This window comes from Brevibacterium sp. 50QC2O2 (genome assembly GCF_024580675.1).
Classification (GTDB): domain Bacteria; phylum Actinomycetota; class Actinomycetes; order Actinomycetales; family Brevibacteriaceae; genus Brevibacterium; species Brevibacterium moorei.
Genome location: NZ_JANIJZ010000006.1, coordinates 116,399 through 129,974, shown reverse-complemented (window position 1 = coordinate 129,974; position 13,576 = coordinate 116,399). Strand labels below are relative to the sequence as shown.

Here is a 13,576-nt window from a genome sequence, read left to right as displayed (position 1 = left end):
CGCATCGGCGTGGTGAGCCTCAAGCTGGCGCGCCCTGAGGGAATTAGCGAACAAATTCACTGAAAAATTCCACATGCGCCGTCAGTGGGAACAGATCGTGCCCCTCAACGGTCTCCAGCCGCCAGCCGCGCTCCAGCAGGTTCTTCGCATCGCGGGCGAAGGTGCCGGGATCGCAGGAGACGTAGAGCAGCCGTCCGGCTCCGGTTCCGGAGATCAGGTCGACCACTTTCTGGCCCAGGCCGGCCCGCGGCGGGTCGACGATCACGGTGTCGGCACCGGGCAACTCGGTCAGCCGCTCGATCCGGGCGGTGCCGAATTCGGCGCCGGTGCTGCCCGCGCCCAGCAGTCGCTGCGCATTCGCCCTGGCGTCCTCGACGGCACGCGCCGAGCCCTCCAGCCCGATCACCGGCACACCGAGTTCATGCGCCGCACGCAGGGAGAACAGGCCTGCACCGCAGTACAGGTCGAGCACGCTGTCGGTCCCGTCGATGCGTGAGAGCACCCGGTCCGAGAGCACCTCGGCGGCATCCCGGTGGACCTGCCAGAAACCCTGGGCGCTAACCCGGAAATCACTGGCGGCAACCCGCTGGAGCAGTGTCGTCTCCCCCAGGGTGATAGCACCCTGGGCGGTATCCGAACCCGGCTTCGGGCGCCGGGCCCGAACCTGTTTGCCACCGCGCTGGCGCCGTCCCGCGCCCGCCACCCTGCCGTGGGAGGAAGCTACTAACAGGCTGAAGCCCGAGGCCTCGGCGATCGAGCGCAGCGCCGCGGTTGCCTGTGCAGAGGGCCGACCGGTCGCCACGATCGTCCCGCACCCGGTGCCGGCTGCCAGCTCGATCCGGGACACACCGGGGAAGACGCCGTGTTGGACCCCCAGGGCGTCCAGTTCCCCGACCGCCAAGGGCAGCCGGTCGACGTCGACGACATCGTGCGTGCCCGCGCGGTACATCCCGGGGCGCCCGTCGGGGCGCACCGCCAGTTGGACACGTGTCCGCCAGGCCTGTCCGGCGTCCTGTCCCCCGGTGGCCTCCAGGGGTGCGGGAGCCACGCTCAGCTCGGTTTCGATCCCGCCGATGCGGGCAAGCTGATCCCGGGCCGCCTGGGCCTTGAGGTCTCGGGAGGTCGCCAAGTCGACGTGGGCGAATTCGACGCCTCCCACGCCCTCGGCACCCCAGGCCACCCGGCGATCGGGTACCCGTGCTGCAGCGGCGTCGAGCACCTCGACGGTTGCGGCCCTTGCGAAACGCGGCTTGATCTCGGTGATCCTGGCCCGCACGGTCTCGCCGGGCAGGGTGCCGGTGACGAACACCGTGCCGTACTCCCCCGTCGCCACCGACTCCCCGCCGGCGGCGGGTCGCAGGACCTGTAATTCGAGTTCGTCTCCGAGCTGCGGGCGCTCGTTCATATCTGGTCTCCCCATGTGGTCTCCGACTGATCGCGCGCAGGGCGCAAGGGTTCAATATACGCGTCCGGACCCGCGGTGAACGACTGCAGACGCCACGGCACGGTCGCCACCACCACATTGGGCACGATGAGCAGGCGTGATTTCAATCTCAACACGGTCTGATTGTGCAGCAGGTGCTCCCACCACCGGCCCAGGATGAACTGTGGGATGAACACGATCACCAGATCCTCCGGATTGTCACGGCGGATCCGCGCGATGTGGCCCAGCACCGGGCGCACCAGGGCCCGGTAGGGCGAGGCCAGGATGGTCAATGGGACCGGCAGCTCCATCTCGTCCCACCGGCGCTGCAGTTGAGCCGCCGCGTCCTCGTCTACGGCCACCGTGATCGCTCCGATGAACGTCGGCCGGGTGGCGCGGGCGAAGGACAGCGCGCGCAGCGTCGGCTTGTGGATCTCCGTGACCACGACCACCGCGTGGGTGTTCGGCGGCAGGCGCTGAGCGGGATCGTCGGGCGCCGCCGCCAACTCCGAATCGACCCGCTGGTAGTGCCTGCGCACAGCGCCCATGATGAGCGAGAGCACCACCATCGCCACAAGCGCCAGCCAGGCGCCGTGGGTGAACTTGGTGACCACCACGATGAGCAGCACCGCGCCGACCACGACCAGGGAGAATCCTGCCACCAGGCGCGCGGCCAGCATCCGGGTGCGCGCCGGCGAGGACACCATCCGGCGCACCCTGACCGTCCAGTGGCGCACCATGCCCAGCTGCCCGATCGCGAAGGAGAAGAACACTCCGACCAGGTACATCTGCACCAACCGGGTCGGCTCCGCCCCTGTGGCCACGACCAGCACCACGGCGGCGCCGGCCAGCAACAGGATGCCATTGGACAGGGTCATTCGGTCCCCGCGCTGGGCGAGCTGGCGCGGCAGGAAGCCGTCACGCGCCAGCCGAGAGGCCAGACCGGGAAAGCCCTCGACCGAGGTGTTGGCCGCCGCCAGCAGTACCAGTGCTGCGATGATGATCACGCAATAGCCCAGCGCCGGCGCGAAGTCGAAGACGCCCAGTGCCAGCTGCCCCAGCACGGGGTCCTGGGCGTAGTCGCCCACCGGCGTGCCATCGGCGCGTAGCAGCGCCTGTTCCGGCCGCTCGACGTATTTGACGCCGGTCACCCCGGCCAGCCACGTCAGTCCCACCAACAGCACGATCGAGAGCACCCCGGTCAACAACAGGGTGTTGCCGGCGTTGCGCCCGCGCGGCTTGCGGAAACTGGGGACCGCCGTTGCGACGGTCTCCACCCCCGCCAGCGCCACCGACCCCGAGGCGAAGGACCGCAGGAAGAGCACCAGCAGGCCGATCCCCGTCAGTTGGGCGCCGGGGTCGGCGGGATCGGCGATGTGCAGCTGCGAGCTGGCGGTGCTCGGGGGGTCCCCGGAGAGAACCCGGATCGCACCGACGATCAGGGTCAACCCAACCGCCGCGATGAACAGATAGGTGGGGGCGGCCAGAAGTTTCCGGCGGGAGCGCCAGCCGCGCAGGCCCAGCAGTGTCACCAGCGCGATACCGGCCACCGCGATCCACACGGTATGCGGCGCCAGCACGGGCCAGGCCGCGGCCAGATAGGCCGCGAAGACCGCCATCGAAACCGCCAGGGTGAGCGTGTAGTCGACCAGCAGGGCCGAGGCGACGAACAGGGAGGGGCCGCGCCCCAGGTTCTTCGCGGCCACCTCGTAGTCCCCACCGCCATCGGGATAGGCACGCAGGTTCTGCCGATAGCACAGCACCAATAGGACGATGACCACACCAACGCCCACGCCCACCCACGGCCCCAGGTGCAGTCCGGCCATGCCAGCCACCGCCAGACCCAGCAGGATCTCATCGGGGGCATAGGCCACGGATGAGAGCATGTCGGAGGCGAAGACCGGCATGGCGATGCGCTTGGGCAGGGCCTGGACACGGTAACTGTCGCTGCGAAACGGCCGCCCAACGAGTAGTCTTTTGACGGCATCAGAAATACTGCTTGCCACGACAGCCATCGTAGAGCACTCCCGGGGTTTCCGGGCCTGGAGGGACCTCGTGCACTTCGTCATCATGGGATGCGGGCGGGTCGGGGCGCTGCTGGCGCGCACCCTGGACAAGAACGGCCATACGGTGGCCGTGGTGGACCGTGACCCCGATGCCTTCACGCGCTTGGGCAAGGACTTCTCCGGCTCAACCGTCACAGGGATCGGTTTCGACCGCGACGCCCTCTCGCGTGCGCGCACCGGCGATGCATACGCCTTCGCGGCCGTCTCCAGCGGGGACAACTCGAATATCCTGGCCGCCCGGGTGGCCAGGGAGACATTCGGAGTGGCCAATGTGGCGGCCCGGATCTACGATCCGCACCGCGCCCAGGTGTTCGAGCGCCTGGGCATCCCCACCGTCGCCACCGTCCGGTGGACGGCCGATCAGATGATGCGCCGCCTCATCCCCTCCGGCTCGGTCAGCGAGTACCGCGACCCCTCGGGGCGCATCGTGATCGCCCAGGTGCATCTGCACCCGGCCTGGGTCGCCCGACCATTCAAGGAGATCGAAACCGCCGTGCGGGCACGGGTGGCTTTCGTCACACGCCTCGGCGATGGAATGCTGCCGGGACCCGACGATCTGGTCCAGCAGGGCGATCAGGTGCATCTGAGCTGTGAACGCTCCGGACTGCCGGAGATCACCCGGGTACTGGACCGCCCACCGCGGGACGACGAGGAGTGACGGTGCGCCGTGAGCGCTCCGCCGAAACAAGGGGAAGACGATGCGCGTTGTGATTGCCGGCGCCGGCTCGGTCGGTCGGTCGGTGGCCAGAGAGCTGCTGGAAAAACACCACGAGGTCCAGCTGATCGACCGGAACAAGGATGCCATCCGCCGCGACCGGGTGCCAGGTGCCACCTGGCTGCGCTCGGACGCCTGTGAACTGACCGGGCTGTCCGAAGCCCGGCTCGACACCGCCGATGTGGTGGTCGCCGCAACCGGCGACGATAAGACGAATCTGGTTCTCAGCCTGCTGGCGAAGACGGAATTCGCGGTGCCGCGCACCGTGGCCCGGGTGAACAATCCCCGCAATGAATGGCTGTTCGACGACAACTGGGGCGTCGATGTGGCGGTATCCACTCCACGGCTGATGACAGCATTGGTCGAGGAGGCCGTCGAGGTGGGCGGACTGGTGCGGTTGATGAACCTGGACCGGGGTCGGACCGGGCTGATGGAATTCACCGTCGCCACCACCGACCCGGTGGCGGGGCAGCGGATCGGGCAGCTGCGCTGGCCCGGGGACACCGCACTCGTGGCTATCGTGCGCAGTTCCAAGGCCATCGTCCCTGGACCCGACGTTCAGCTGGTCACCGGTGATGAGTTGTTCTTCGTCTGCCCACCCGACGATGAGGCCCCTCTGCTGGGGCTGCTGACCGGTTCAGCAGACGATATACGGGATTGAACACGATGAGACCGCCGGCGCCCACATCGGCGAAACGACCGGTGATGACCACCCGCCGCCCGGGGAACAGCCCCGGCACCTCACGTTGGCCGAGGAACCGCACGGCCACGGTTCCCGTCCCGTCGTCGACGTCGAGATCCAGGCGCGGGCGCGAGCCGGGCACCGACCGGGTGACGGCGACGATATCGCCGATCACCGTGGCCCGCTGTCTGTCCCGCAGCCCGGCGATCGAAGTGTCGCCAGACCGCCCAGGGGTCATCTGACCTCGGCGATCTCGGGACCGCGGGCGAACGGATTGGGGTCCTCATCGGCGTCCTGTACCTCACCCTCACCGTCGTCGACCCTGGGGGCCGACAGGAGCAGCACCTCGCGCGGGGGCATCGCCTGGTCGCCACGCTCGACGATGGTGCCGCGGAAGATCTTGAGGAACAGCTCGGCCGCCTCGTCATCGGTCGCCGCAGCGTCGGTGAGCACTGCGCGCAGGAACCAGCGGGGCCCGTCGACTCCCAGGAACCGGGCCGGATGCAGATGCGCCCGTCCGGAGCGGTCGGCCACAGGCACACCCGCGACGATCTCGTAGCCGTGCTCGCCGAACGCCTCCCTGGCCTTACCGCCCGAGGCCGTGATGCCCTCGATCAGTGAAGCCCTGACCTCGCCCCACAGCCCTTCGGTCTTGGGCGCGGCAAAGGCCTGCAGTTGCATCTTGCCCTCACCGTAGACAACCGAGGCCGCCATGATCGTCTGCTCGTCCTCGGCGGTCTCCAGCTGGAACTGCAGTCCGTCGACCACCGGGATCCGTAGGGCGCCCAAATCGATCCGATTGCCGTCCAGGGCGTCCTCTGCGGCGTCCCACGGCCCGTTCTCGGACCGGTCGCGCGGAGCCTGCTTGGCGAACTCCTCGTCCTCCGCAGGGGTCTCCTGCTCTGCCGGGACCGGCTCGGACGACCCCGCGGTGTCATCTGCCTCCTGTGCCCCCGCCGCCGCGTTCGACGGCTCCTGCGATTCCTCGTGCTTCTTCCGGAACCGATCGAAGAGTCCCACTGCGTCCTTCTTTCCTCGCCTGCGGACCGGTGCGGTCCGCTTTTCAGTCTCCCATATCGAATCCGCCGGTGGAACCGAAGCCGCCGGTACCGCGCTGGGAATCGTCCAGGCAGTCGACCGGGGTGAAGTCGACGCGGACGACGGGCTGGACCACCAGCTGGGCGATGCGATCGCCGCGGGTGATGCTCACGGCCTCCACCGGGTCCAGATTGATCAGCGGCACCTTGATCTCTCCGCGATAACCGGAGTCGATCGTGCCGGGGGAATTGACGACCGTCACGCCCCGCTTCGATGACAGTCCCGAGCGCGGGTGGACGAAACCGGCCAGCCCGGCGGGCAACGCGATCGCGATGCCCGTTCCCACCGTGCGCCGCTCAAACGGCTGCAGGGTGAAGTCCTCCGTCGAATATAGGTCGGCGCCCGCATCGCCGACGTGTTCGTATGCGGGGCAGGGCAGACCCTTGTCGATCTGCTTGAGCATGACGTTCGTAACGTGTTCCACGGCTGGCCACTCTACCGCCGCCGCTGCCTGTGCCCAAGCCCGGAAGGACCGATGTGGGAGAATCGACGTATGTCAAACGTTCCCACGTCCGCCTCCGGCGTCCTGTATCGTGACCGTGCCTTCCCACCTGTGACCTGGTGGATCGTCGCGGCGCTGATTTCCGGCATGACCTCACTCATCGTCCTGCCGGTCTGGCCCCTGGGCGGGCTCCTGGTGCCCATCGTCATCTGCATCCTGGTCTTCTTCGGACTGGCCCGGCTCTCGCCGACGGTGATCGTCACCCCGGATGCGCTGTACGCGGGCCCCGCCCATATCGACCGCCGGTTGGTGGGCACGGCCACCGCCCTGGACCGGGAGAAGACCAGGTGGGAGTGTGGCCCCGGTCTGGACGCGCGCGCATTCATCTTCATCCGCCCTTGGATCCGCACCGCGGTTCGCGTGGAACTGGATGATCCGGCGGACCCGACGCCGTACTGGATCGTCTCCAGTCGTGATCCGGAGGCCTTGGCCGCCGCAATCAACTCCGGATCGCCGACCGCCTGAGAGTATCGGGGACATGGACAAGGAGCCCGGATCCCCCTGCGGGGATCCGGGCTCCTTTACACATCCATGGAACGGACCATATCGTTCCGGTATCGGCTCAGCCGGCGCAGTCGGTGCACACGAGCACACCGCCATCGTCACTGGCCAGCTGCGAACGATGCCGCACCAGGAAGCACTCCATGCAGGTGAATTCGTCGTTCTGCTTCGGCAGAACACGCACCGAGAGTTCCTCGTTGGACAGGTCGGCACCCGGCAGCTCGTAGCTGTCGGCTACCGCGGTCTCGTCCTCATCGACCTGGCTGGCCTGCTTCTGATTGCGCTGCGCCTTCAGCTCCTCTAGCGAATCACTGTTGACGTCCTCGTCCTGCTTCCGAGGCTGATCGTAATCTGTTGCCATAAGAGACCACACTCCGCGAGTTCATTTGGTGTACATACAAGGGATATCGTTTCGACGTCTCAAGCATTGTCTACCGTTCGAACACTTTGCGCAAAAATTTATGCCCATCCGATATATGACGTTGCTCACAGAGTATTCGCAAGCGCGGTTTCTAGACTGGAGGACATCGCCGAACTGGCGATTTCCGCCCCGCCTCCGGATACCCCGGCCGGGGTATCCGACCCTGAAAGGAGTGACGATGAGCCAATTCGAAACCGAACTCGACAACAGGGTAACCGATCTACGCCAGATGCTCGCGGACGCCCGCGCCGCCGACGACGATTTCAAGGCCGAGGCCCTGCTCGAAGAACTCGGGTCCCTCGTCGGCCTGGCCGATGACAACGATGTCGACACCTCGCAGATGCGCCACGTGCTGGCCGTCGAAACGGGTGCGATCCCCATCGTCGAAGAGGCCTGATCGACAAAATGCGAGGGGGCCGGTCCCGCACTCAAGGTGCGGGACCGGCCCCCTCGCTTTCCGATGCCCTCTTCAGGCTGCGCGCCAGGGCTCGCCGTCACCGCCGTCCAACGGACCCTGTGGGGTCACGGCAGGCCTTTCCGGGCTCTTCCCCGAGGCCTGGGCCGCGCGCTCCTCCAGCAGGTCGACCAGGCCCGCAACGAACCCGGGAGAGGTCGAGACCGTGGCAGCACGGTGGTAGTCCAGGCCCAACTCCGCAGCGGTCTGGGCGGCCTCCGTGTCGAGGTCGTATTTGACCTCCATATGGTCGGACACGAAGCCGATCGGCACCGCTACGACGCCGGTGACGCCCTGTGCGGAGAGCTCGCGCAGCCGATCGTTGATATCGGGTTCCAGCCACGGGCTGCCGGGGGCGCCGGAACGCGAACAGAAGACCAGCTCGGTCGGCAGCGTCAATTCGTCGGACAGCTGTTCGGCCACGTAGTCGATGAGCTCCTCGTGCTGGTGCAGATAGCCGTGCGACCGGGTCTCCGATTCGGCCTCCATCGGGTCGGGGATCGAGTGCGTGACGTAGAGCAGGCGGTGGTGCTGCGGGTCGAGTCCGCCCACCTGCCGGTCCAGAGCGGCCAACCCCGAGCGCACGATGTCGACCTCGGTGTCGGCGAAACCGGGATGGTTGAAGTATTGGCGAATCGCGTCGATCTCGACCTCGATGCCCTCGGAGGCCAGTTCCTCGCGGGTCTTGGCGAAGTAGTCGTAGTACTGCCAGACGCTCGAATAGGAGGAGTATGCACTGGTCAGAATCGCCAGGTAGCGCTTCGCGCCGGTGGCCCGCGAGTGTTCGCGCAGCGCATCGGGCAGATACGGCTCCCAATTCCGGTTGCCCCACAATAGCGGAGTGGAGATGGAGCGGGAGTCCAGTTCGGCCCGCAGCGCAGCCAACAGGGCCCGATTCTGGTCGTTGATCGGCGACTTACCGCCGAATCCGTAGTAATGCGCTCCCACGACCTCCAACCGCGCATCGGGAATTCCCCGACCACGGGTCACGTTCTTGAGGAACGGGAGGACGTCGTCGGGCTTCTCGGGCCCTCCGAAGGACACCAGTACAACGGCGTCGTAGGGACTCAGTAAGGATTCGGTCATACCCCTACTGTACCCAGCGCACCCGGTCACCGCGCTCGACGACCAGGTGTGGAACGCGGCGTCCCGAAACGTGATCGATCGGGCCGATCGGCGACTCGCCCGGCGAATGCCGCGCGGATCCGCCGGACACATGACACTCTTGGAGATGGAAGGAAAGGTACCCATATGACCGATTTGACACTGCACGCCATCGCGTCAAGCGGTCGTGCCATCATCCTGACCGACGACGCGGGCGGCGAATACCGGCTCGAACTCACCGATGAACTCTACGCGCTGATCGGACGGGCCAGGGCCCAGTTGGCCGGGGCCAAGGCCGGCGAACCGGTCCGGCCGCGCAACATCCAGGCGCTCGTGCGTTCGGGTATGAGCGCCGAAGACGTGGTGGAGGCCACCGGAGCCGATCTCGAGTACGTCCGCCGTTATGAGCATCCGGTCCTGGCCGAGCGCGCACATATCGCCCATTTGGCCGGCCAGGTGCCGATCTATCCCGACACCGGCTCCGATGGCGGACCCAAGCCCTTGGCCGAGCTGGCCGCCGAACGCCTCGCCCTGCGCGAGGTCCCATCCGACTCCCTCCGGTGGGACGCCTGGAAGAACTCCGGGGGCAGCTGGCACGTGCAGCTGTCCTTCACCGCAGCAGAGACTGCGCTGAGTGCAGCGTGGAAGTATGAACGGGGAACCGTCACCCCCCTCGATGAGGAGGCCGGCTGGCTCTCGGACTCCGGGCCGACCGATTCCGGGCCGATTCCGACCCTCGGTTCGTTCCAATCCGACCGACCCGGCGCCGAGGCCCCCGTCGAGCAGCGCGGACAGCAACGCCTGCGGCCGGAGTACACCGCGATCCCAACGGAGCCGATCCTGACCAGGGAGACCCTGGACAATCAGGCCGAGACCGGTCGGATCCTCGAGAGCTTGCGCAAGCGCCGCGCCAAGGCGGCCGCACAGCCGACGGAGGCGCAGGGGCGTTTGCGCTCCGTGCCCGATGAGCCGACCGGCCCGGATGCACCCGACGGGGCGCACACCGCGCTCTCCCGCCCCGACGACGCTGCCGACGACGGGGTTCTGCCCCTGCCGGCCGACGACGGGCGGAAGGACGATTCCACCACCGGCGCCTCCGCCGATGAGCCGGGGACGGGTGAGGCGCGGCGCAAGGGCCGTTCCTCGATCCCCAGCTGGGATGACATCATGTTCGGACCGAAGAAGGACTAAGCGCGGGCGGGCAGCCGCACCACAAGGTCCCTGGCTGCGATCTCGGTCGGGTCGTGCGTGACGTCGATGACAGTGCGCTCGGCCAGGCTCTCACGCAGGTCCTTCAGTACCGTTGCAGAGGTCGCCGCATCCAGGTGTGCAGTGGGTTCGTCGAGCACGACGACCGGAGCTCCGGTGAGCAGGGTGCGCGCCACCGCCAGACGCTGTCGCTGACCGCCGGAGAGGGCTGAGCCCGCAGACCCGATGCGCCCGTCCAACCCGATCTGGTCCACCAGATCCGTCAGGCCAACCCCGGCCAGCACTTCCCGCAGCCGGTCGTCATCGGGGGCCTGTTCCATCGGACGGGCCAGCAACAGGTTCGCGCGCAGGCTGGAATCGAAGACGTGCGCTTCCTGCGGGCACCATGCGATGGTCCCCGAGAGTTCCCGGGCATCCAATCGCAGGGCGTCGAGGCCGTCGATCCGGTAGCGGCCGGCCGTGGGGTCGAGAAATCGCAGGATGACCGAGAGGGCCGTCGTCTTACCCGAGCCGGACGGACCGGTCAGGACAGTCCACCGACCGGGACGGGCCTGCAGGTTCAGGTGTTCGAACACCTCGGTCGCGCCCCACGACGCGCTGATATCGTCCAGCTCCAAGTGCCGGCCGAGGCTCTCCGGACGGCTTTCTGGTGGATCCTCCTCCACCGGCCGGCCGTCCAATTCCTCCAGACCGGCCAGACCGGCCGCCAGAGCCGGCCACTGCTGAATGGCGCTCAGGGCCTCGAGCGCACAGTCGATGAGCGACAAGGGCAGCAGCACGGTCACGGCGAACAGTGCCGGGCTCAGGGCGCCCGCTGCCACATCCGGTCCCAGACCGGCGATCATGGCAACGCTCGTCGCCACGCCCGCCGCTGTCACCAGCCCCTCCCCGAGTCCGGTCGCGCGAACCGCCCTGACCTCTGCCGCGCGGGCTCTGTGATCCTCCGCGAGGACGCGCTCGACTGCCCGCTCGGCCACACCACCGGCCCGCAGGTCCGCGCGGGCTGCGAGCAGGGAGGTAACCCGCTGGAGCACTGCCGACCGGATGCGCAGACGCGCTCGACTGGCACGGCGGTCCGCCCACAGGGTGATCGCGGGGGCGAACACGAGCATGCACACCAGCCCGAGGCAGGCGATCAGGCCGGCGTGCGGGCTGATGAGCAGCAGGGCGACGACGGCGGCCACTGCGACGACCAGTGCGACCAGCGGCGGCAGGACCACCCGCGGTGCCAAGTCGCGGACGTCGTCCACATCGCCGACCAACCGCCGCAGCGCGATGTCCCCGCGTAACAGCGACCTGTCGGCGGTGCCCCTGCCGGCGAAGCCGTGCCAGATGCGCACGCGCAAGGCTCCGAGCCCGGCCAGGACCGCATCGTGCAGGTTGAGCTGTTTGGCATAGGTGAATGCCGAACGTGACAGGCCGAAGAAACGGACGCCGACGATCGCAACCATCAGATACATGATGGGCGGACGATCCGCCGCGTAGACGATCAGCCAGGCCGAGACACCGGTGAGGGCGGAGCCCGCGGCGATGGCGCAGACACCGCACAGGGCGGCCAACCAGAACCGGCCGCTGCCCACGTTCGCGACCCGCGCCAGGCGGGCGAGCAAACGCTCGAGCGGCACCGCGGGCACGGCGGACTCGGCCGTGGTCGGCTCCCCGGCAGATTCCCGGTACGTCCCAGGGGCTGTCTCCACAGCCGGCAGAGGAACCCGAACGGCGACGCTCGGAGCCACAGTGGCCACTTCGCCGGAGACGGTTCCCGCTGAGCCACTCCACCCCATATGCCCAGTGGGATCGGCAGGGTGCAGCTCGACGCGCTGCCCGCACGCCAGAAGCTTGCGATCATGGCTGGCCACGATGACGGGGATGGTCAGCGCGATCTCCTCGACGCTCCTCCTGACCCGCCCGGCGCTGTTCGCGTCGAGGTGTGCCGTCGGTTCGTCGAGCAACAACAGGTCCGCGCCCAGCTCGACCTGGGCGAAGGCGCGGGCCAGCGCCAGACGGCGCAGCTCTCCCGGGCTCAGGGCAGCGCAGGCACGGCCGGGTTCGACGTCGAGCCCGGCCCGTTCCAGCGCACGTTGGCTCAGCCACTCGATTCGTTCGGCCGGCACCTCCCCGGCCCACTCCGGGGCACAGTACAGAGCCAGTTCCCCACCCACCGTGTCCGCATAGGTACGGGGGGTCTGAACCGCCTGGGCGATCCGCCGCGGCACCCCGGTGATCCGACCTGAGATCTCGACCCCGTCCTGAGCGCGAACACCGCCGCCGAGCACACCCAACAGGGTGGTCTTGCCGCTGCCCGACTCCCCCGCCAGAACCGTCAGCCCCGGTCCGGGGACCGACAGGTCCACCGGGGCGCACACGGGCCGGGGCCGGCCGGGATAGGTCACCGTGAGCGACCGGATTTCCAATGCCGTATCCGCGCCGGCGGCCGGTGCGCCACACGGCTCGACCACCGGCTGGTCCGTCAGTTCCCGGGTCCGGTGGTAGGCTGCCAGTCCGTTCTCCGAGGCGTGGAAGGCCGCGCCCAGCTGGCGCAGCGGGAGGAAGCACTCGGGTGCCAGGATGAGCGCCAGCAGGCCGTCCGCGAGCTCCATCTCACCGGCGACCAGTCGGACTCCGATGAAGACGGCTACAAGGGCCACGGAGATCGTCGCGATCAGTTCGAGGGCCAGGGCCGACAGGAAGGCGACCCGCAGCGTCTGCATCGTGGTCGCCCGGTAGTCCTCGGAGACCCTGCGCAGTGCCCGCTCCTGCGCATTGGCCCGGCCCAGCCCGATGAGTACCGGCAGGCCCCGCGCCAGTTCGACCAGGTGGGTCGAGAGCTGATCGAGCGCATGGGTCGCATCCGAGACGCGATCAGCCGTGTATTTTCCGATGAGGACCATGAACACGGGCACCAGTGGCAGGGTCACCAGGAGGACCGCCGCCGAGACCCAGTCGGCCAGCAGGATGCGCACACCGATGAGCAGTGGAATGGCCAGAGACCCCGTCAGCGCGGGTAGCACGGAGGTGAAGTAGTCGTCCAAGTCGTCGAGGGACCGGGTGGCGGTCACCGCCAGCGCCCCGTCGGACAGTCGTTGCTCATCCCCCGTCCCGGCGGTCGCCCGCCGCAGCAGACCCGCGCGCAGCTCCGCTTTCGCAGCCACCGCTGCGCGGGCTCCGACGACGCGGGTCAGCCAGAGCGCCACACCGCGGATCAGCGCGCCGACAGCACCCAACCAGACCGGTTCGGGGTCGACGGATCCGGCGGCCAGACCGATCACCGAGCGTGCAATCGCCTCCGCCACCAACACGAGGCCCACGGCCTTGAGAACGGACAACAGCCCGAGCAGGTAGAGCGCCCTGGCCCCGCCGGCGGTGGAGCGGGCGGGGGCCAGGGGCGAGGCGGAGCTCAT

The 13,576-nt window shown here is 68.2% G+C and carries 12 protein-coding genes; 5 read left to right on the top strand and 7 right to left on the bottom strand.

Translation table 11 applies throughout. The features are described from left to right. Window positions 1-43 precede the first annotated feature (43 nt). Window positions 44-1,405 (bottom strand): class I SAM-dependent RNA methyltransferase, encoded by a 1,362-nt coding sequence (locus NQ038_RS06970; protein WP_257062197.1) that lies wholly within the window; start codon window positions 1,403-1,405, stop codon window positions 44-46. Then, window positions 1,402-3,438, bottom strand: coding sequence for an APC family permease (locus NQ038_RS06965; protein ID WP_257046532.1), 2,037 nt, complete (start codon window positions 3,436-3,438; stop codon window positions 1,402-1,404). Before NQ038_RS06965 ends, NQ038_RS06970 begins: the two co-directional genes overlap by 4 nt. A 40-nt stretch (window positions 3,439-3,478) precedes the next feature. Here NQ038_RS06965 and NQ038_RS06960 point away from each other — a divergent pair, with 40 nt between their 5' ends. Both NQ038_RS06960 and NQ038_RS06955 read left to right on the top strand, forming a co-directional pair. After that, window positions 3,479-4,147 carry a TrkA family potassium uptake protein gene (locus NQ038_RS06960; protein WP_257062196.1) on the top strand — a complete coding sequence of 223 codons (669 nt, stop codon included), beginning with the start codon at window positions 3,479-3,481 and terminating at the stop codon, window positions 4,145-4,147. 40 nt (window positions 4,148-4,187) lie between these two features. Further along, a complete protein-coding gene (locus NQ038_RS06955; RefSeq protein WP_257046534.1) occupies window positions 4,188-4,865 on the top strand; it encodes a TrkA family potassium uptake protein in 678 nt (225 codons plus the stop codon). Window positions 4,866-5,120: 255 nt separating this feature from the next. Here NQ038_RS06955 and NQ038_RS06950 read toward each other — a convergent pair whose 3' ends face one another. Next, window positions 5,121-5,906, bottom strand: a complete 786-nt coding sequence (locus tag NQ038_RS06950; RefSeq protein ID WP_257046535.1) for a DUF3710 domain-containing protein — start codon at window positions 5,904-5,906, stop codon at window positions 5,121-5,123. A gap of 43 nt (window positions 5,907-5,949) precedes the next feature. Further along, a complete protein-coding gene (gene dut / locus NQ038_RS06945) occupies window positions 5,950-6,387 on the bottom strand; it encodes a dUTP diphosphatase (RefSeq protein WP_257046653.1) in 438 nt (145 codons plus the stop codon). Between the two features lie 90 nt (window positions 6,388-6,477). Between dut and NQ038_RS06940 the strand changes: the two genes are divergently transcribed. Then, window positions 6,478-6,951 carry a DUF3093 domain-containing protein gene (locus tag NQ038_RS06940; protein ID WP_257046536.1) on the top strand — a complete coding sequence of 158 codons (474 nt, stop codon included), beginning with the start codon at window positions 6,478-6,480 and terminating at the stop codon, window positions 6,949-6,951. A gap of 97 nt (window positions 6,952-7,048) precedes the next feature. On the opposite strand, the gene NQ038_RS06935 is transcribed toward NQ038_RS06940, so the two are convergent. After that, window positions 7,049-7,348 (bottom strand): DUF4193 domain-containing protein, encoded by a 300-nt coding sequence (locus NQ038_RS06935; protein ID WP_257046537.1) that lies wholly within the window; start codon window positions 7,346-7,348, stop codon window positions 7,049-7,051. Window positions 7,349-7,586: 238 nt separating this feature from the next. On the opposite strand from NQ038_RS06935, the gene NQ038_RS06930 reads away from it, so the two are divergent. After that, window positions 7,587-7,805, top strand: a complete 219-nt coding sequence (locus NQ038_RS06930) for a hypothetical protein (protein WP_257046538.1) — start codon at window positions 7,587-7,589, stop codon at window positions 7,803-7,805. A 72-nt stretch (window positions 7,806-7,877) separates the two neighbouring features. On the opposite strand, the gene NQ038_RS06925 is transcribed toward NQ038_RS06930, so the two are convergent. Continuing rightward, the gene (locus tag NQ038_RS06925; RefSeq protein ID WP_257046539.1) at window positions 7,878-8,948 is read right to left on the bottom strand and encodes a ferrochelatase; all 1,071 of its coding nucleotides are present in this window, start codon (window positions 8,946-8,948) and stop codon (window positions 7,878-7,880) included. A gap of 165 nt (window positions 8,949-9,113) precedes the next feature. On the opposite strand from NQ038_RS06925, the gene sepH reads away from it, so the two are divergent. Then, window positions 9,114-10,157: a septation protein SepH gene (gene sepH / locus NQ038_RS06920; protein ID WP_257062195.1), complete on the top strand. Its 1,044-nt coding sequence runs from the start codon at window positions 9,114-9,116 to the stop codon at window positions 10,155-10,157. Here sepH and cydD read toward each other — a convergent pair. After that, window positions 10,154-13,576: a thiol reductant ABC exporter subunit CydD gene (gene cydD / locus NQ038_RS06915; protein WP_257062194.1), complete on the bottom strand. Its 3,423-nt coding sequence runs from the start codon at window positions 13,574-13,576 to the stop codon at window positions 10,154-10,156. The genes sepH and cydD overlap by 4 nt on opposite strands.

Coding starts and splice junctions, on each gene's coding strand:
- NQ038_RS06965 (WP_257046532.1), bottom strand. CDS start 3,438: ATGGCTGTCGTGGCAAGCAGTATTTCTGATGCCGTCAAAAGACTACTC.
- NQ038_RS06955 (WP_257046534.1), top strand. CDS start 4,188: ATGCGCGTTGTGATTGCCGGCGCCGGCTCGGTCGGTCGGTCGGTGGCC.
- NQ038_RS06930 (WP_257046538.1), top strand. CDS start 7,587: ATGAGCCAATTCGAAACCGAACTCGACAACAGGGTAACCGATCTACGC.
- NQ038_RS06970 (WP_257062197.1), bottom strand. CDS start 1,405: ATGAACGAGCGCCCGCAGCTCGGAGACGAACTCGAATTACAGGTCCTG.
- NQ038_RS06940 (WP_257046536.1), top strand. CDS start 6,478: ATGTCAAACGTTCCCACGTCCGCCTCCGGCGTCCTGTATCGTGACCGT.
- sepH (WP_257062195.1), top strand. CDS start 9,114: ATGACCGATTTGACACTGCACGCCATCGCGTCAAGCGGTCGTGCCATC.
- cydD (WP_257062194.1), bottom strand. CDS start 13,576: ATGAGCTCCGCCTCGCCCCTGGCCCCCGCCCGCTCCACCGCCGGCGGG.
- NQ038_RS06925 (WP_257046539.1), bottom strand. CDS start 8,948: ATGACCGAATCCTTACTGAGTCCCTACGACGCCGTTGTACTGGTGTCC.
- dut (WP_257046653.1), bottom strand. CDS start 6,387: ATGCTCAAGCAGATCGACAAGGGTCTGCCCTGCCCCGCATACGAACAC.
- NQ038_RS06935 (WP_257046537.1), bottom strand. CDS start 7,348: ATGGCAACAGATTACGATCAGCCTCGGAAGCAGGACGAGGACGTCAAC.